Source organism: Variovorax sp. GW821-FHT10D07, from assembly GCF_059415325.1.
Genome location: NZ_JBWKMZ010000006.1, coordinates 338657 through 357100 on the forward strand (window position 1 = coordinate 338657; position 18444 = coordinate 357100).

The 18444-nt window shown below is 70.0% G+C and carries 18 protein-coding genes; 3 read left to right on the plus strand and 15 right to left on the minus strand.

What is annotated here, in order from left to right:
• Positions 1-19 precede the first annotated feature (19 nt).
• Together AC07PU_RS20245 and AC07PU_RS20250 are read right to left on the minus strand one after the other, a co-directional pair.
• Positions 20-457 (minus strand): nuclear transport factor 2 family protein, encoded by a 438-nt coding sequence (locus AC07PU_RS20245; protein ID WP_495319898.1) that lies wholly within the window; start codon positions 455-457, stop codon positions 20-22.
• 145 nt (positions 458-602) lie between these two features.
• Positions 603-2249 (minus strand): acyl-CoA synthetase, encoded by a 1647-nt coding sequence (locus tag AC07PU_RS20250; protein WP_495319900.1) that lies wholly within the window; start codon positions 2247-2249, stop codon positions 603-605.
• 186 nt (positions 2250-2435) lie between these two features.
• Between AC07PU_RS20250 and AC07PU_RS20255 the strand changes: the two genes are divergently transcribed.
• The gene (locus AC07PU_RS20255; RefSeq protein WP_495319902.1) at positions 2436-3008 is read left to right on the plus strand and encodes a TetR/AcrR family transcriptional regulator; all 573 of its coding nucleotides are present in this window, start codon (positions 2436-2438) and stop codon (positions 3006-3008) included.
• A 32-nt stretch (positions 3009-3040) separates the two neighbouring features.
• Here AC07PU_RS20255 and AC07PU_RS20260 read toward each other — a convergent pair whose 3' ends face one another.
• From AC07PU_RS20260 to AC07PU_RS20270, 3 genes are all read right to left on the minus strand, one after another.
• Positions 3041-4954 carry a TRAP transporter large permease gene (locus AC07PU_RS20260; protein ID WP_495319904.1) on the minus strand — a complete coding sequence of 638 codons (1914 nt, stop codon included), beginning with the start codon at positions 4952-4954 and terminating at the stop codon, positions 3041-3043.
• A 61-nt stretch (positions 4955-5015) separates the two neighbouring features.
• Positions 5016-5846: a cupin domain-containing protein gene (locus tag AC07PU_RS20265; protein WP_093345189.1), complete on the minus strand. Its 831-nt coding sequence runs from the start codon at positions 5844-5846 to the stop codon at positions 5016-5018.
• A 42-nt stretch (positions 5847-5888) separates the two neighbouring features.
• A complete protein-coding gene (locus AC07PU_RS20270) occupies positions 5889-6692 on the minus strand; it encodes an SDR family NAD(P)-dependent oxidoreductase (protein ID WP_495319906.1) in 804 nt (267 codons plus the stop codon).
• A gap of 175 nt (positions 6693-6867) precedes the next feature.
• On the opposite strand from AC07PU_RS20270, the gene AC07PU_RS20275 reads away from it, so the two are divergent.
• Both AC07PU_RS20275 and AC07PU_RS20280 read left to right on the plus strand, forming a co-directional pair.
• Positions 6868-7881: a TRAP transporter substrate-binding protein gene (locus AC07PU_RS20275; RefSeq protein WP_208507445.1), complete on the plus strand. Its 1014-nt coding sequence runs from the start codon at positions 6868-6870 to the stop codon at positions 7879-7881.
• A gap of 44 nt (positions 7882-7925) precedes the next feature.
• Entirely contained in the window at positions 7926-8744 is an 819-nt protein-coding gene (locus AC07PU_RS20280; RefSeq protein WP_495319909.1) for an IclR family transcriptional regulator, read from the plus strand.
• 61 nt (positions 8745-8805) lie between these two features.
• On the opposite strand, the gene prpB is transcribed toward AC07PU_RS20280, so the two are convergent.
• The 10 genes from prpB to AC07PU_RS20330 all read right to left on the minus strand — a co-directional run bounded on the left by prpB (position 8806) and on the right by AC07PU_RS20330 (position 18436).
• Positions 8806-9717 (minus strand): methylisocitrate lyase, encoded by a 912-nt coding sequence (prpB, locus tag AC07PU_RS20285; protein WP_495319911.1) that lies wholly within the window; start codon positions 9715-9717, stop codon positions 8806-8808.
• Positions 9714-10805 (minus strand): FAD-dependent oxidoreductase, encoded by a 1092-nt coding sequence (locus tag AC07PU_RS20290; protein ID WP_495319913.1) that lies wholly within the window; start codon positions 10803-10805, stop codon positions 9714-9716. The genes prpB and AC07PU_RS20290 overlap by 4 nt, the downstream gene beginning before the upstream one ends.
• Positions 10763-11110 (minus strand): FAD-dependent oxidoreductase, encoded by a 348-nt coding sequence (locus tag AC07PU_RS20295; RefSeq protein ID WP_495319915.1) that lies wholly within the window; start codon positions 11108-11110, stop codon positions 10763-10765. Before AC07PU_RS20295 ends, AC07PU_RS20290 begins: the two co-directional genes overlap by 43 nt.
• Positions 11111-11147: 37 nt before the next feature.
• On the minus strand, positions 11148-12785 hold the full coding sequence (locus AC07PU_RS20300) for an FAD-dependent monooxygenase (protein WP_495319917.1): 1638 nt from the start codon (positions 12783-12785) through the stop codon (positions 11148-11150).
• Positions 12786-12814: 29 nt separating this feature from the next.
• On the minus strand, positions 12815-14224 hold the full coding sequence (locus tag AC07PU_RS20305; protein WP_495319919.1) for an FAD-dependent oxidoreductase: 1410 nt from the start codon (positions 14222-14224) through the stop codon (positions 12815-12817).
• A gap of 5 nt (positions 14225-14229) precedes the next feature.
• Complete coding sequence (locus AC07PU_RS20310) at positions 14230-14478, minus strand: hypothetical protein (protein ID WP_209539528.1); 249 nt, start codon at positions 14476-14478, stop codon at positions 14230-14232.
• A gap of 64 nt (positions 14479-14542) precedes the next feature.
• The gene (locus tag AC07PU_RS20315; protein ID WP_093350149.1) at positions 14543-15298 is read right to left on the minus strand and encodes an SDR family NAD(P)-dependent oxidoreductase; all 756 of its coding nucleotides are present in this window, start codon (positions 15296-15298) and stop codon (positions 14543-14545) included.
• A gap of 2 nt (positions 15299-15300) precedes the next feature.
• Positions 15301-16518 (minus strand): 2-methylaconitate cis-trans isomerase PrpF, encoded by a 1218-nt coding sequence (prpF, locus tag AC07PU_RS20320; RefSeq protein WP_495319921.1) that lies wholly within the window; start codon positions 16516-16518, stop codon positions 15301-15303.
• Entirely contained in the window at positions 16515-17609 is a 1095-nt protein-coding gene (locus AC07PU_RS20325; protein WP_495319923.1) for an amidohydrolase family protein, read from the minus strand. The genes prpF and AC07PU_RS20325 overlap by 4 nt, the downstream gene beginning before the upstream one ends.
• Before the next feature lie 32 nt (positions 17610-17641).
• On the minus strand, positions 17642-18436 hold the full coding sequence (locus AC07PU_RS20330; RefSeq protein ID WP_495319925.1) for an SDR family oxidoreductase: 795 nt from the start codon (positions 18434-18436) through the stop codon (positions 17642-17644).
• Between the last annotated feature and the right edge of the window lie 8 nt (positions 18437-18444).

An 18444-nucleotide genomic window follows, 5' to 3' on the forward strand; every position in this document is an offset into this window, starting at 1 on the left:
ATCGGGCATCGCGCCCGCACTACAGGCGCGGCTCCTTCTGCGGTTCACCCCCGCCCCAGTAGAGCCAGGTCCAGCCATCGGTCTTGCGCCTGAAGATCCCGGTCGCCACGTAGGGCACCACCGCCGACGCACCGGCTTCCATCTTGTGGCCGTCGATGCGGATCTGGGCCCAGGCGATGTCGCCCTGCATCCAGCACAGGACGACCTTCGGCTCCCACCGAATACCCAGCGTGGTCACCCATCGCACGCCGGCCTGTGCCTTCTCGGGTCCGATGAAGTACTCGTCGAGGCCGGAGCCGGCGATCACGATGTCCGGGTCCGCGAAGTACGCGGCGACACCCGAGTCGGGCGTGGAGAGCGCGTGCAGCGTCTGCGCGATGAAGCCGTGGAGGGACTTCCGCGTCGCCGCGTCGGCAATCATGGATGGCGACTGGTAACCGATGAGACTTTCGATCATGAATACTCCTGTGCAAGGACTGGGGGGGGTGGACGAGCAAGAAAACCGGGCGTGCGCGGACCCTCCCCACGCGTGGTGGAGAGTCCGCGGCATGGGTGTGCCGCTACATGGCGGGGGAGCTAGGGGGCTTCGGCCTGGCGCGCGCTCATTCGAGCGCCTCCGCCGAACTGGCCTTGCGGCGGAGCTGGAACTTCTGGATCTTTCCGGTCGCCGTCCTGGGCAGCGCCTCGAATCGAACTTCGCGCGGGATCTTGTATTTGGCGAGCATCGTTCGGCAGTGGGCCATCAGCTGTTCCGCCGTGGCCTCGGTGCCCGGCCGCAACTCGACGAATGCCAGGGGCGTCTCGCCCCACCTGGCATCGGGCTTGGCGACGACAGCGCATGACAGGACGGCCGGATGGCGATACAGGGCGTCCTCGACCTCGATGGAGCTGATGTTCTCGCCGCCGGAGATGATCACGTCCTTGCTGCGATCACGAATCCTGGCGTAGCCATCGGGCTCCAGAACCGCGAGGTCGCCCGTATGGAACCAGCCGCCCTGAAAGGCGCTGCCGGTGGCGGCCTCGTTCTTCAGGTAGCCCTTCATCACGATGTTGCCGCGAAACATGATCTCGCCGATGGTTTCGCCATCGGCCGGCACCTCTTGCAGGGTGACCGGGTCGCGCACCGTCATGTCTTCCTGCAGCGGATACCGCACGCCTTGCCGCCCGTTCAACCGTACCTGCTCGGCCAGACTGGCCTGCTCCCAGGACGGTTGTCTGGCGGAAACGGCCGCGGGCCCGTACACCTCCGTCAGTCCGTAGACGTGGATCATCTCGATGCCGAGACGGGTCATGCCCTCGATCATGGCGGCGGGCGGCGCGGAGCCCGCGACCATCGCGCGGACCTTGTGCGCAATCACCAGCCTGTCTTCGGCGGGTGCTGCGATCAGGAGGTCGTGCACGATCGGTGCCGCGCTGTAGTGGTCGACCGCGTGATCCTGCATGGCGGCGAAGATCGCCTTGGCTTCCACCTTCCGCAGGCACACATGCACGCCGCCGAGAAGCGCCACCGTCCAGGGAAAGCACCAGCCGTTGCAATGGAACATCGGCAGGGTCCAGAGATAGCGTGCGAAGGGAGGCATCGTCCAGACCGCGACGTTGCAGACCGCGTTCAGGTACGCCCCGCGATGGTGTGTCACCACGCCCTTCGGATCGCCGGTCGTCCCCGAGGTGTAGCTGACGGCGATGGCATCCCACTCGTCGAGCGGCCCTTGCAGCTTGGGCACCGGCAGGTGGGAAGCAAGGAGGGACTCGTATTCGTGCTGGCCGACGCGTTCGTGAGGACCGATGCGTTCGGAATCGCACACGTCGATCACGAACGGCGTGCGGCCATGGACCTGCTTCAGCGCACGCAGCGCTTGCCGCATGACCGGTGCGAACTCGCTGTCGGTGATCAGCACCCGGGTCTCGCAGTGGTTCATCTGCCAGGCCAGCAGGTCCGCATCGAGCCGGGTGTTCAGCGTGTTGAGCACCGCGTTGATACCCGGCACCGCGTAATGCGCTTCGATCATCTCGGGCGTGTTGGCGAGCATGACGCTGACCGTGTCGCCTCGTCGAACCCCGAGTTCGCGCAGCGCGGCGGCCAGCCGGGCCGACCTGTCCCTGCATTGCGACCAGCTGAAGCGGCGATCGCCGTGAATCACGGCGGGCATGTCGGCAAAGACCTGCGCGCTTCGCTCGATGAAGCTCGTCGGCGAGAGCGGCTCGAAGTTCGCCGCGTTCCGGTCCAGCCCCTGCTCATAGATGTTCATCGCGATTCCCTCGGCTGCGATCGATTCCAGGATGTCCAGGCGGCGGCGCGACGCTTTCCAGAGCACCCGCCAGCAACTAACATACGCCTCGTATGTGAGTATGCTATTTCACATACGCTCCGTATGTCAATTCACATACGCCGCGTAGGTCAATTTGAGGATTTCATGGCACAGAAGCGTTCGGACATGATCTTGGAGACCCGTGCCAAGCTCATCAAAGCGGCAAGAGAATCGTTTGCCACCCAGGGATTCGCGCAGAGCTCGATGGACGTGCTGACTGCCCAGGCCGGGCTCACGCGCGGCGCCCTCTACCATCACTTCGGGGACAAGAAGGGCTTGCTCGAGGCGGTGATCGCGCAGATCGACGCGGAGATGACGGCCCGGCTCACCGCCATCGTCGATGAAGCGAAGACGACCTGGGACGGCTTCATCGACGAAAGCATTGCCTACATCAAGATGGCGCTCGAGCCGGAGATCCAGCGCATCGTGTTTCTCGACGGACCGGCGGTGCTGGGCGATCCATCGCGCTGGCCCAGCCAGAACTCCTGCATCATGAGCACGCAGCGCAGCATCGAGAAACTCATCGCCGAGAAGACGGTGCGGCCCGTCGATGCGCCCGCCACGGCGCGACTGATCATGGGCGCATTGCTGGGGGCGTCGTTGTGGATCGCAAGCGCGAAGGACCCGCATGAGGCGTCCCAAAAGGCGATCGACGGGTTCCTGGCTCTTGCATCCGGGTTGCGTCTCGCTGCGGGTTAGGCGAGGCGGCCTCTCCGTCCGCCCACGGGGCGCTACAGGAAACCGATCGAGATCCAGGGCACGAGCGCGATCAGCAGCAGCCCGGCCAGCAGCGCGCCCATGTACGGCAGGATGGCCTTCATCCCGCGGTCCGGCGAGATGCGGCCGATGGCGCAGGCCGTGTAGTAGCCCACGCCGAACGGCGGCATGAACAGGCCGATGCCCATCGCCAGCACCACGACCATCGCGTAGTGCACCTCGTGCACGCCGATCTCCTTGGCGATCGGGAACATCAGCGGCCCGAACAGCACGATCGCGGGAATGCCCTCGAGCACCGAGCCCAGCAGCACGAACGCGACGATCGACAGCGCCAGGAAGGTGTAGTGCCCGCCCGGCACGCCGGCGAGCGCCGCCACCAGGTCGCGCGAGAAGCCCGACTGGGTCAATGCCCAGGCCATGGCCGTGGCGGCACCGATGATCAGCAGGATCGCGCCCGACAGCGCGGCGGTCTCGGCCAGCATCGCGCCGAGGCGGCGCCAGGGCAGGCCCTTGTTGATGAGCCAGCCCGCCACCAGCGCATAGACGATGCCCACGGTGGAGACCTCGGTGGCGGTGGTCACGCCCTCGACGACGGCGGCACGGATCAGGAACGGCAGCGCGAGCCCCGGCAACGCGAGCAGCAGCGTGCGGCGCACCGTGCGCCAGTAGGCGGGCGAACGCAGCAGGCCCGGCGCGGCATCGACGACGTCGTTGCGGCAATGGAACCCCACCACCACGGCCAGTGCGAGCGCCATCACCACCGCGGGCAGGATGCCGCCGGTGAACAGCGCGGCGATCGAGACGCCCGTGGCCGAGCCGATGGTGATGAGCACCAGGCTGGGCGGAATGGTCTCGGACATCGCGCCCGAGGACGACAGCAGCGCGACCAGGTCGCCCTCGTCCACGCCGCGCTTCTTCATCTCGGGAAAGAGCCCGGGCGCGATGGCCGCCATGTCGGCCGCCTTCGAGCCCGAGATGCCCGACACCAGGAACATCGCGCCGAGCAGCACGTACGAGAGGCCGCCGCGCACGTGGCCGATCAGCGCGGCCAGGAACGACACCAGGCTGCGCGCGATGCCCGTGGCCTCGATCAGGAGGCCGAGGAACACGAACAACGGCACCGACAGCAGGATCAGGTGGCTCATGCCCTCGTCCATGCGCGAGACCACCACGCTCAACGGCGTGGAGGTGGTGACCGCCAGGAAGGCCACGGTGGCCAGCGCGAACACGAAGCCGATCGGCGCGCCCGCGAACACGCCCGCGCCGACCAGCAGCACGAAAAACACCAGCAGCCGGTAGTTGCCGATCTCCATCAACCACGGGCGCAGCAGCCACAGCGCCGCCGCGATGGCCGCCAGCAGCACGACCGCCCCCGCCACGTGCGCGAGACGCTCGCGCCGCAGCAGGGTGAGCAGCGCGAAGGCCAGCATCAGCACCAGCCCCGCCGGCATGGCGGCCGCGCGCCAGATGTTCGGCAGGTGCAGGGTCGGCGTGCTGATGAAGGCCTCGTCCTGCGCGTACTCGATCGCGGGCCAGGCCAGCGCCAGCAGCACGGCCACGCAGACCATCACGGCGAGCGTCGCGAAGAAGCGCCGCCTGGGCTCGTCGAGCCCGTTGACGAGCGCCGCCATGCGCATGTGCTCGCCGCGGCAGAAGGCCAGCACCGCGCCCAGCATCGCCAGCCACAGGAAGAGGATCGAGGCCAGCTCGTCCGACCAGGTCAGCGGCTGGCGGAACACGTAGCGCGAGACGACGCCGCACAGCAGCAGCACGATCTCCGCGGCCACGAGGACGCAGGCCAGCACCTCGACGATGCGCACCGCGGTACGGGTCGCCCGCTGGAGCCAGCCCGAGTCCGCGGCCTCGGAAGCGTGCGACCGCTGCGCCGGCGGATCCACGGCGGCCGCATGCAGGGAGTTGGTGTTCATGGCACTGCCGATCTTTTTCTTGGGAAGGACGTGGGGCCCGGGTGCGGTCGCCGCGCCGGGATCAGAACCCGAACAGGTCGGGGGCCTCGAGATCGCTCCAGGCGGTGGGCCCGTCGGCCCAGGCCAGCAGCGTGCAGCCGAACTCCGAGCCAATGGCGACCTCGGTGCCGGGCTCCACGATCACGAAGTTGGCGGGGCCGGCGCGCCGGCCATCGATCGTCATCTCGCCGCCGAGCACGAAGAACTCGGTCAGCGCCGAGGTCTTGAAGACCGGCACGCGCGAGCGCGGCAGCATCGTGAGGCAGACGTGGCGATGGTTCACCGCGGCGCCGGGGCGGCCGTGCTGCGCGGGGCGCCCGTAGTCGAAGATCATGCGGCGGGTGACACCGGCCGCGGCGGTCGGCACCGCCTGCACGCGCGCCACCTCGATGCTCAGCGTGGGCGTGAGTTCGGGCGCGGGATTGCCGAAGTCGCCATGGCGCGAACCATGGTGCAGCGTGTGCAGCGAGAAGTCCTGCGGATAGAGCACCGGCGCCTCGAGGCGGTTGACCATCGAGGTCTTGCAGTAGCACATGGCGTCGTGCGTCGAGCCCTCGAGGTTGATGCCGGTGACGCCTTCCTTGTAGGTGTCCCAGTGGTCGGTCAGCGAGCCGCCGAGCATGTAGCTGCTGGTGACGCCGGTGTGCTGGTGCAGGCCGCTGGCCACCAGCGCATCGAAGCCCAGCAGGCCCAGGAACTCGCCCTGGCCTTCGTTGCCGCGCACGAGCTTCTGGTGCAGCCCCGGCTTGCCGGCTTCGACCCAGGGGGCGGCAGCGACGTCGTGGATGTGGATCGTGGCATCGCGCAGTCGCGCCGGACGTTCGGCGACGGCGGTGTTCGAGGAGGGCAGCATGGTGGGTTTCCTTTATGGGATGGAGTGGATGGAAAGTCGGAATCAGGAGGCCTCGGAGGCCTCTCGCAAGCGCGCGGCGGCCAGCAGCCCGGCGGCCGTCATGCCGCCGTCGATGGCGATGACCTGGCCGGTGCAGTAGCCGCTGAGCTCGTCGTCGAGCAGGGTGGCGATGACGCTCGCCACCTGATGGGGCGTGCCGTAGCGCCGCTGGGGAATGCGCTCGAGCAGCGAGGCGCGCGTGGCGGGCGAATGCATGGTGGCCACCAGCGGTGTCTCGATCGCGCCCGGCGCGACCGCGTTCACGCGGATCGCGGCCTCGGCCAGCTCGACGGCCATCACCTTGGTCAGCGTGACGAGCCCGCCCTTGGAGGCGCCGTAGGCGCTGCGCCCCGCGTTGCCCACCAGGCCCGAGGCCGAGGCGATGTTGACGATGGCGCCGCCCCCCTGCGCGGCCATCCGGCGCGCCGCGGTGCGCGCGACGACGAAGGCGCCGACCAGGTTGACCTCCAGCACCTGGCGGAAGGTGCGCGTGGGCGTGTCGAGGAAGGGAATCTCCGCGCCGATGCCGGCCGACTGCACCAGGCCCGCGATGCGGCCGAAGCGCGCCTGCGCGCGTTCGAACATGCGCTCGACCTCGACCTCGTCGGTGACGTCGCAGGGCATGAGGCAGGCGAGGTCCAGCGGCAGGTCCGCGCGGTCGCGCAGCGCTTCCAGGGCCCGGGCGTTGGCATCGACCACGACCACGCGCTGCCCGCGTTGCCACAGCAGTTCGACGGTGGCCAGGCCGATGCCGGAAGCCCCGCCGGTCACGACCGTGGCGCCTCTTGTTTTAGATTGATGGTCCATTATGTGTACCTACTTTGGGATCGGCTTGTTCGGGATTCTCCCGCCTCTCCGCAATGAAAGCATTATCTAGAATGAAATCGCGCTGCAGATTCGTGCAAACCATAGGTCCATTTTGTGGACCATTGAAGAGTGCCAAGGCGCACCACACAACGACCCACCCCCACAGGAGACAGACATGAGTTCGATGACACGCAGAACGCTGCTGATCGGCGGCGCCGCGACCGCCGGCGCCACGCTGGTGTCGCTGCCCGCCCAGGCAGCGCCGGAGTTCACCTGCAAGTTCGCCAACAACCTGCCGCTGGCGCATCCGCTCAACGTCCGCGCGAACGAGGCGGCGGCGCGCATCAAGGCCGACACCGGCGGGCGCGTGGAGCTGCAGGTGTTTCCGAACGGGCAGCTCGGCTCGGACACCGACATGCTCAGCCAGGTGCGCTCGGGCGCGATCGAGTTCATGACGCTGTCGGGCCTGATCCTCGCGACGCTGGTGCCCGCCGCATCGATCAGCGGCCTGGGCTTCGCCTTTCCCAACTACGACGCGGTCTGGTCGGCAATGGACGGCAGCCTCGGCACCTACGTGCGTGGCCAGATCGCCAAGTCGAACCTCGTGGCCATGGACAAGATCTGGGACAGCGGCTTTCGCCAGATCACGACCAGCACGCGCCCGATCGACAAGCCGGCCGACCTCAAGGGACTGAAGATCCGTCTCGCCTCGGCGCCGATCTTCATCTCGCTGTTCAAGAGCCTGGATGCGGCCACCACGCCGATCAACTTCAACGAGCTGTACTCGGCGCTGCAGACGAAGATCGTCGATGCGCAGGAGAACCCGCTGTCGATCCTCTCGACCGCCAAGTTCTACGAGGTGCAGAAGTTCTGCTCGATCACCAACCATGCCTGGGACGGCTTCTGGTTCCTGGCCAACCGCCGCGCCTGGGAACGGCTGCCCGAATCGCTGCGCCCCATCGTCGCCAGGCACATCAACGAAGCCGCCATGGCGGAGCGCGCCGACCTCGCGCAGCTCAACAACAGCGTGCGCGCCGATCTCGCGGGCAAGGGATTGAAGTTCAACGAGCCCGATGTCGCGCCGTTCCGCGAGGCCCTGCGCGGTGCCGGCTTCTACGAGACCTGGAAGAAGAACTTCGGCGAGGAAGCCTGGGCCGCGCTCGAGAAATCGACGGGCAAGCTGAGCTGAGACGCGCGCGAGAACGCCAATGACTCTGTCGTATCCTTTGCCGCATGAGTACCGCGCCCATCGAGGAGACCGAACTGACTGAATCGCGCACCGGCACCCAGGCGGTGGAGCGCGCGGTGCGCCTGCTGCAGGCCGTGGCCGCCTGCGGCGACGCGGGCGCGCGCCTCACCGACCTGGTGAGCGACCAGGGCCTGAGCAAGCCGACCGTGCGGCGCCTGCTGGCCGCACTGATCGAGCAGAAGCTGCTGTCGCAGAACGAGACCACGCGTCGCTACTACCTCGGGCTCGAGCTCTTCAGCCTCGGCGCGCTGGCCGGACAGCGCCTCAACCTGCGCCGCGCGAGCGTCGATGCGCTCGCGCGCCTGACCGACGAGACGCAGGACACGGTGTTCCTGTCGATCCCCGACGGCAGGGACTCGCTGTGCATCGCGCGCTACGAAGGCGAGTACCCGATCCGCACGCTCACGATGTCGGTGGGCGATCGCCGGCCGATGGGCGTCGGCGCGGGCAGCCTCGCGATCCTCAGCGCGATGTCCGATGCCGACGTCGACGAGGTGCTGCGTTCCAATGTCTCGCGCTACGTGCCCTATGCGCCCGAGATCTCGGTCGATCGGCTGCGCGAGAAGGTGCAGGCCACGCGCGCCGCCGGCGTGGCCTCTTCCACCTTCTTCCTGAGCGACGGCAAGGTCATGCCCGGCATGAACGCGATCGGCATCCCGATCGTGACCGAACTGGGCATCCCCATCGGCGCGGTGAGCGTGGCGGCGGTGCCCGAGCGACTGGCCCCCGAGAGGCGGGCCGAGGTGGTGGCCTTTGCGCGCAAGGCCGCGGCGGAGATCGCCCGGCTGACCGTCGCGAGCTGAGCATCGGCCCCCACCCGAAGGCAGCCCTTCCGCGCGGCGATCGGCTGCTTTCCGCGTCCGGTCAGCCCGCGGTCTCCCTGCCCTGGCGTCCTACGGCGAACAGCGCATCGAGCTGCTGCTCGAACGCGTGATAACCGATGCGTTCATAGAGCTCCTCGCGCGTCTGCATCGCATCGAGCACCGCGCGCTGATGGCCATCGCGGCGGATTGCACCATAGACCGCCTCGGCCGCCTTGTTCATCGCGCGGAAGGCGCTCAAGGGATAGAGCACCATTGCGACGCCGGCGGAACGCAGCTCCTCGACCGAGAACAGCGGCGTCTTGCCGAACTCCGTGATGTTCGCAAGCACCGGCACGCCAGTGGCGTCCACGAAGCGCCGGTACGTCGGCAGGTCCAGCGCAGCCTCGGCGAACACCGCGTCGGCGCCGGCCTCGACGCAGGCCCGGGCGCGCTCGATCGCGGCATCGACGCCCTCCATCGCGATGGCGTCGGTGCGCGCGATCACGAAGAAGGCGTCGTCGGTGCGCGCATCCACGGCCGCCTTCACGCGGTCGGCCATCTCGCGCACGCCCACGATCTCCTTGCCCGGCCGGTGGCCGCAGCGCTTGGCGCCGACCTGGTCCTCGATGTGGCAGGCGGCCGCGCCGGCCTTGACCAGGCTGCGCACGGTGCGCGCGATGTTGAAGGCGCTGGGGCCGAAGCCGGTGTCGATGTCCACCAGCAGCGGCGTGTCGCACACGTCGGTGATGCGGCGCACGTCGACCAGCACGTCCTCCAGTCCGCTCATGCCGAGGTCCGGCAGGCCCAGCGAACCCGCGGCGACGCCGCCGCCCGAGAGATAGATCGCGCGATAGCCGGCGCGGCGCGCCAGCAGCGCATGGTTGGCGTTGATCGTGCCGACGATCTGCAGCGGCGATTCCTCGCGCAGCGCGGCGCGGAAACGCGCGCCGGGGCTGGTCTGTCCCGCGCTCATGCCGCGGCCCTCGCCACGGCATGCTGCGCCGCCAGGCGTCCGAAGATGCAGCCCTTGGCCAGCGAGGAACCGCTCATGTAGGTCTCGCCATGAAAGCCGCCCATCACCTCGCCCGTTGCATAGAGGCCCTCGATCGGCCGCTTGTAGACGTCGAGCACGCGCGCATCGACGTCGATGTGCAGGCCGCAGTAGGTCGAGGTCAGGCCGGTGGTGCAGGCCAGGCCGTAGAACGGCCCGGTCTCCACGCGCGTGGGCTTGCCGTAGCCGGTGCTCAGCGAGGTGCGGCCGAAGGCATCGGCCTCGGCGCCGTCGCAGGCGCGGTTGTAGGCGTCGACGGTCTCGCGCAGCGCGGCGGCATCGATGCCCAGCGCCGCGGCCAGTGCCTCGAGCGAATCGGCCTGCTTCACCAGGCCGGCATCGAGCGCGCCCTTGTAGTCGGCCACCGTGGGCAGCGGCGAGGACTGGTCCATCACGCGCTGATCGAAGACCTGGAAGCCCAGCAGCTCGGGCTGCTCGAGGCAGCGGTCGCCGATGGTCTTGTACGACACCGATTCGTTCACGAAGCGGCGCCCTGCACTGTTCACGATGATCGCGCCGCGGTACATGGCCGACACCAGCCGCGGCGCCACCTCCTCCTTGCCCGGCGCCGGCTCCGCCACGGGCGCGCCGAAGGTGCCCTTGACGTAGCCCAGGTCGATCAGGTCGGCGCCGAGCGCCCAGGCCATGCGCAAGCCGTCGCCGGTGTTGCCGTGGCCGCCCATGGGCCGTGCCTCGCGCAGGTGCGGCGCGAAGCGCTCGACCAGGTCGGGCGCGCGCGAGAAGCCGCCGGTGGCGATCACCACGCCGCCGCGCGCGCCGATGCGCTCGCCGTCCTTCAGCACCACGCCGATCACGCGGCGCGCATCGCCCTCGCCCTCGGTCAGCAGCCGCTCGACGTGGGCGCCGGCGCGGTACCCGACGCCGGCCGCGAGCGCCTGCGCATGCAGCGTCTCGAGCACCAGCACGGGGTCGATGCTGTGGTTGCGCGGCACCGACTGGCTGCCGCTCAACGAGACCTTGCGAAGCGCAGGCCCATCGCCTGCAGCCATTCGTAGGTCTCGTACTGGCGCTCGGCATACACATGCACCAGCGCCTTGTCGTTGCGGTGCTTGCCGGCCTCGAGCAGGTCCTGCTCGAGCAATTGCGCGCTGTCGGGAATCTCGTTGCGCCGCTGCACCTCGGTGCCCGCGAACGCGAAGGCGCCGCCGCACATGCGCGTGCTGCCGCCGTACAGCGCGGTCTTCTCGAGCAGCAGCACCCTGGCGCCGCGCCGCGCCGCCTCGATGGCCGCGCAATGGCCGGCCATGCCGGCGCCGATCACGACCACGTCGTGCTGGTTCTCTTGCTGTGTCATTGCATTCCTCTCGTTTCCATGTCCTTGTCCATCCCGCTCAATGTCCGGCCACGGTCTTCACCAGCGCCGCCGGATCGCGCGGCATCGCATCGCCGCGCCAGGCCACGTGCCCGTCGGGGCGCACCAGCACATGGCGCTTCTGGTAGGCCGCGATCACCTCGGGCTCGCGCATCGCATGCTGGCGCACGGGCACGCCCGCCGCCTCGGCCGCGGCCAGCAGCGCGGCGGCCTCGTCGACGTGGGCCGCATCGCTCATCAGCACGAAGCCGCGGCCGAACAGGTCGAGCGTCGAGCGTCCGTCCTCGAGCCAGGCATGCGGCGCGCGCGCGCCGGGCCGCGTGCCGGGCCGGTAGTTCACGGCGTCGAGGAACTCGGCCTGGATCTGCTCGGGCGACTCGGGCTTGTCGTAGACGCACACGGGCGAGCCGGTGTAGCGGTTGCCCAGGTGCATGTTCTTCGAGAACCACTCCTTGCGCAGCCCGTCGGACAGCGCCTGCCCCACCTGTGCGCGGGCGCGGTCGCCCGCCTCGCCGGCCTCGAAGACCTGCGCGGTGTGCGGCACCTGCTGCATCACCTCGAGGTTGCTGGTGGAAAAGCGCGTGATGCGGTGCGCGATCGGGCGGCGCTCGATGCCGTAGGACGCCAGCAGCGCCGGACCGCCCCAGCCCTCGAGGCAGGCCGAGAGCTTCCACGAGATGTCCACCGCATCGCCGATGCCGGTGTTCATGCCGAGCCCGCCGGTCGGCGAGGTCAGGTGGCAGGCATCGCCCGCGATGAACACGCGATCGCGCCCGTAGGCGTCGGCCACCTGCTCGATGCGGGTCCAGCGCAGGATGCTGAGAATCTCGAGCTCGAACACGCGCCCCACCGCGCGATGCGCGAAGGCCTTGAGCTCGTCGTCGCCGTAGACCTTGCGTTCGTCGGCGGTGCCGATGATCGACATGCGCCACTGGTCCTTGCCGTTGATCGCGACGATGGTGGCCCACACGCCCTGCGCGCCGACGAACATGTAGCGGTAGCCCGGCACCTTGTCGTGCAGCGCGTTGAAGCCGGCGCAGCGGAAGATCACGTTGGTGGTGTGCGTGAGCACGCCCTTGCCCTGCATGCCGATACCCAACTGCTCGCGCACCGTGCTGCGGCCGCCGTCGCAGCCGACCAGGTAGCGCGCGCGGTAGACGGTCCTGACGCCGGTGGCGGCGTGCTCGACGGTGGCGGTCACGCCCTCGGCGTCCTGCTCGAAGTCGAGCAGCCGCTGGCCGTAGCGCAGCGAGACGCCCGGGCGCGAGCGCGCGAACTTCTGCAGGATCGGGTCGAACATGTTCTGCGGGCAGCGCTCGCGCTTCTGCGGGCTCTCGGGCGGCGGCCGGTCGTCCTGCATCGCCGGCATCGGCTGGCGGCCCAGCTCGTAGCCGTCGAGCGTGGTCAGGTAGACGTTGTCCTGCGGATAGGCGCGGTTGTAGTCGCTGCCCTCCACGTCGCCCACGATGCCCCAGCGCCGGCAGAACTCCATGGTGCGCACGCCCACGCCGTCCATCTTGGCCTGCCGCACCACGCCGTCGCCCTGCTCGATCAGCACGCACGCATGGCCGCGCCAGCCCAGGTCGCCCGCGAGCGACAGCCCCACCGGACCGCCGCCCACCACGAGCACGTCCGTCTTCACTGCTTGTTGTTCCATTGCTTCCCAGTCTTGATGTTGCGCATCGCTCAGGCGCGCGCCGTTGCGCGCTGGCCCACGATGTGCTCCGCGGCGCGCAGGCCGGTGGTGGCGGCCTTCGCCAGGCCGCCCACGTAGCCGACGTCCTCGCCGCCCTCGAGGCCGCCGCTGGCTCCGCCGGCCGCGTACAGCCCCGCGAAGGGCGCGCCCTGTTCGTCCATGGCGCGCGACCATTCGTCGATCGCGAGGCCGCCCATGGTGTAGGTGATGCCGGCGCACACCGGCACGCCGTAGAAGGGGCCGGTCGCGATCGGCAGCGCCTTGTAGCTGCCCAGGCTGCGCGGCGGCGCCAGTTGCCCCGTCGTGCCCGCCGCCAGCGCGGCGTTGTGGCCCGCGATCGTGGCCGCGAGCGCCGCGCCGTCGATGCCGAGCTTGCCGGCCAGCGCCTCGATCGAATCGGCGCGCTCGATGGCGCCGCCGCACTTCTCCATGTGCGGATTGGGCGGCAGGAAGCGCGAGGTGCCCGGCCCGTCCCAGATCGGCTGGTCGAAGATCACGAAGGCCGACAGCGGGTCCGCCAGCGCCGCGATGCGGTTGGCCAGGTAGACGCCGCCGCGGCCCTCGTCGGCGATGCGCCGCCCGCCCGCATCCACCACGATGGCGGCCGTGGCCACGTTGTCCATCCACGGCAGCGGCCACAGCCGGTCGTCGGTCATCGCGTTGCGGTTCATCACGTGGCCGTAGAAGCCGCGCAGGTCCGACAGCCGCGCCCCGGCCGCCTGCGCCATGCGCACGCCGTCGCCCAGGCCCGAACGCGCATTGCGCTGCAGCAGCTTCGCGGGCTCGGGCGAGATGCTCTGGCGCAGCAGCGCCGGATCGCACTGGAAGCCGCCGTCGGCGATCACGACCGCATCGGCCTCGATCGCGAACGGACCCTCCTGCGCCGTGCCCTTCACGCCGACGCAGCGTCCATTCGCCACCATCAGCTCCTGCGCGCGGTGCCCACGCCTGAGTTCGCCGCCATGGCGCGCCAGGGCTGCGCCCAGCGTGCGCAGCAGCACGTCGCCGCCGCGGCCGCGCCATTCCGAGCCCACGCGCTGCAGCGAAGGCGGCGACAGCACGAAGTTGTGATGCGGCTCCGAACCGCCCTTGATGAAACGGATGCCCTGCGACTGCAGCCACTTGACGGCGCGGCGCGCATCGGTCGCGATGGCGCGCGCAAGGCCCGCGTGCGCGGCGCCGTGCGTCGCGTCGAGGATGATCCGCTCGAGCCGGCCGGCCTCGGTCTGGATGTCGTTGAGGCAGACGTGGAAGGCGCCGCCGGTCAGGCGCGAATTGCACAGGTACTCGGGATCGGCCGAGCGCTCGAGCACCACCACGCGCAGCCCGGCCTCGGCCGCGCGCACGCCGGCGGTCAACCCCGCCAGGCCCGCGCCCACCACGCAGACGTCGAATGTCATGGCGCTCATCTCGGCATCAGCGTCTCGGCGACCAGCTCGATCACCTCGACCGCCACCTTCATGGCCATGTGCACCGCCGCCGCGAGCACCAGCGCGATCGCATACAGCTCGACGACGCCGGTGCGCCATGCCAGCCAGATGCCCAGCGCGGCGACGCCCGCGCTCGCCGCGCCGACGATGCGGCGCTTGTGCTTCAACACCGACCGGATCTGCGGAAACGGCACTGGCGCTTCCTGCTCCAGGGTCTGCTCCATCGGGATAACTCCTTGATTGTTGGAAAAGGGCGAGGAACGGCGGGCGCAGGGCCCGCCGCCCGCGTCAGGCCATGGTTTCGCCGCCGTTGATGTCGACCACCGTGCCGTTGACGAAGCTGGCGCCATCGCTCGCGAGGTAGAGCACGGCCGAGGCGATCTCGCCGACCGTGCCGAGCCGGCCGGCCGGAATCTTCTTCGCGGCCTCGGCGAGCACCTCCGGCGCCGAGGTCCGCGCCAGCGGCGTCTCGATCTGCCCGGGCGCGATGCAGTTGGCCGTGATGCCGAAGGGCGCGTAGTCGCCCGCGATCTTTCGCGTCATGCCGATCACCGCGGCCTTCGACGCCGAGTAGTGGGTGCCGGCGCGCGGCGAATAGGTGCGGCCCGCGCGCGAGGCGATGTTGACGATCCGGCCCCATCCCTTGCGCTTCATCGCCGGCAGCATCTTCTGGCACAGCAGGAACGGCGCGGTGGTGTTGACGCGGAAGACGAACTCCCAGTCCGCCAGCGCGATGGCCTCGAACTGAGCGATGCGGCCATCGACCTTGGGATGCACGCCCGCGTTGTTGACCAGGATGTCGACGCCGTCGCACAGCGCCAGCACCTGGTCGCCGACGCGGTCGAGCGCGGCCAGGTCGGAAAGATCGGCGACGACGGCCTCGGCCTTCGCGCCCGCGGCGGCGAGCTCGGCGGCCGCCTCGCGCACCTGCTCGCTGCGATCGAGCAGGATCACGCGGATGCCGGCTTCGGCCAGCAGCCGCGCGCTCTCGCGGCCGATGCCGCTGGCCGCGCCCGTCACCAGGGCGGTTCGTGTAGAGGTCATGTTCATTGCTCCTTGTTCGTTGAATTCGCGGGGGCCGCCTCGAAGCAGGCCGCCGGCACGCAGACGGCGCCGACCATCAGTCGGCGCGCGCTGCGCGACAGCGACACGCGCCGGATCCGCCAGTGCCCCTCGGGTGCCCGTTCGGCCTGCGCGCCGACCTCGATCGCGCCCGAGGCATGGCCGAAGCGCACGCTTCCATCGGCCTTCGCCGGCGCGATGCGCGAGACGACGGTGCCCGGTACCGCGGCGGCCGCGGCGATCGCCACCGCGCCGGTGCCGGTCATCGCGTGGTGTAGCTTGCCCATCGACAGGATGCGCGCCACGAGATCGATCTCATGCGCCGCCACGCGGCGTCCGCCGGCCACGCCGTGGTCGACCGGCGGCGCGACCCAGGCGAGCTTGGGCGTCGCGGGGCGCAATTCGGTGGCCTCCCGGGCCGTGCGCGCCAGTCCCATTCGCACCGCCGCGTGCGCGCGCAGCTGCTCGAGGCGGGCGAGCAGTTCGGTGTTCGCATTGATCTCGCCCTGCGATTCGGTGCCGGTGAGCCCGAGGTCGGCGGCCGCGACGAACACGGTCGGGTTGCCCGCGTCGACCAGGCTGGCCTCGACGCTCGCGGCGCCCGGCACTTCGAGGATGTCGATCGCCCGGCCGGTGGGGAATAGAGCGCCGCCGCCACCCTCTTCCTCTCCCGCCGGGTCGAGGAAGTCCAGCCGTATCGCCGCGCCCGGAAAGCTCAGGCCATCGAGTTCGAAATCGCCCTCCTCGACCACCTGGCCGTCGCGCATCGGTACCTGCGCGACGATGCGCTTGCCGATGTTGGCCTGCCAGATCCTCACCGTGGCCATGCCATCGCGCGGCGCATCCACCAGGCCACACGCGATCGCGAAGGGACCGACCGCGGCGCTCAGGTTGCCGCAATTGCCGCTCCAGTCGATCACCGGCGCCTCGATGGCGACGGCGCCGAACAGGTAGTCGACATCGCAGTCCGGCCGCGTCGCGGGGCCCACCAGCACCACCTTGCTGGTGCTCGAGGTCGCGCCGCCCAGGCCGTCGATCTGCTTGTCGTAGCGGTCGGGGCTGCCGATCGCGCGCAGCAGCACCCGGTCGCGCAGCGCGGCATCGCTGGCCATGCCTTGCGGCAGCGCGCGCGTGTCGAAGAACACGCCCTTGCTGGTGCCGCCGCGCATCCAGGTCGCGGCGATCTCGCGCTGCCCCGTCATGCGGTGTGTTCCGGCGCGCGCTGCGCCAGCGCGGCCGGCAGCCGGTAGGTGCGCACCGCCGTGCCCGCCAGCAGCGCCGCGCGCTCGTCGCTCGACAGCGGCGCGGCCAGCCGCTTGAAGGTGTTCCACATCGTGCGGTAGCTGCACAGGGACTTGTCGACCGGGAAGTTGCTCTCGCACATCGCACGCGCCGGGCCGAAGGCCTCGAGGCAGACCTCGAAGGACGGCCGCCAGGCCTCGGCCAGCTCCGCCGACGTGGGCGGCAGGTCGCGGTCGTGGAAGCCGAAGCCGCCCAGCCGCATGCCGATGCCGCCGATCTTGATCGAGACCTGGGGCCGCTTCGCGAGCTCGCGGATGCCGGCCGCCCATTGCGCGAAGGTGGCCGCGGGATCGGCCGCGTAAGGGCCGAGGCCGGCGCGTCCACCCATGTGGTTGAGCACCACGCGGACCTCGGGATGCGCGTCGACCAGGTCGATGAGCTCCGCCAGTTGCGGGTGGTAGACCCAGGCGTCGAACACCAGGTCGAGCGGCGCGAGCTGCGCGAAGCCGGCGCGGAAGCCCTTGTCCATCAGCAGCCCGCGCGGCGGCGGCCGCACCAGGGTGCTGACCTCGGGACTCGCGTCCCAGGCCGCCATGTGGCGGATGCCGCGAAAGCGATCGGGCGCGCGCGCGACGCAGGCCTCGAGCAGCTCGCGCGCGGAGGCGCCCTCGCTCAGGTCGACCTTGCCCACGATGGCCGCGCACACGCGCACCGGTCCGTAGACGCCGCTCGCGCTCATCGCGCCGATGCCGTTGATGAACTCCACCTGGCCCAGGCAGGCCAGGCGCGGGTCGCCGTCGGCGCGGTACATCGAGGTGCATTCGACGAAGCCGGTGCCGCGCACGTGGTGGCCGCTCGCCTGGATGTCGGCCAGGATCTCGGGCAGCAGGTACAGGCTGTGCGGGCGCCGGTCCCACAGGTGGTGGTGCGGATCGAAGATCGGCAGGTCGGGTTCGAGCACGGGCTCGCTGCGCAGGGCCAGCCATTCCTCGTCGACGAAATGGTGCGGCGCGGCGCCGCGCAGGGGTTTGGCGTGATGAGCGGTCGACATGGCGTTTTCCTTTTTTTGGGGCGACGCGGCGCTCAGGCCATGAAAGTGCCGCCGTTGACGTCGATCACGGCGCCCGTCAGGTAGCCCGAGTGCTCCGAGGCCAGGAAGGCGGCGACGTGCCCGATCTCCTCGGGCGTGCCGATGCGGCCGACGGGAATCGCGCCCACCAGCCGCGCGCGCTGCGCCTCGTCGCCCTGCTGCGTCATCGGCGACTCGATGCGCCCGGGCGCGATGCAGTTGACCGTGATGCCGTCGGCCGCCACCTCGGCGGCCAGCACGCGGCTCATGCCGATCATTCCGGCCTTGGAGGCCGCGTAGTGCACGCCGGCCGTGCCGACCAGCGTGCGGCCCGCGCGCGAGGACATGTTGACGATGCGGCCCCAGCCGTTGCGCCGCATCGCGGGAATGGCCTCGCGGCTGAACACGAAGGCGCTCGTGAGGTTGACGTCGAGCACCTCTTTCCACTGCGCGGTGCTCATGGCCGTGACGCCGGTGCGCTCGCCGTCGGTCTTCGGATGGATGCCGGCGTTGTTGACCAGCACGTCGAGCCGGCCGAAGCGCTCGAGCGCCGAGGCCACGAGCGCGCGCACGCCGTCCTCGTCGGTGACGTCGAGCACCGCCGCCTCGATGCGCAGGCCCCGCGCGGCATGCGCGGCGACCGCCTCCGCGACCTTGGGCGAGCGGTCGATGGCGATCACGTGCAGGCCGGCTTCCGCCAGCGCCACGGCCACGCCGAGCCCGAGGCCGCCGCCCGCGCCGGTGACGGCCGCCACGCGCACGAGCGCGGCGCCGGGCGCGGATGGATCGATGGATGTCTGTGGGGTCATGGAATCTG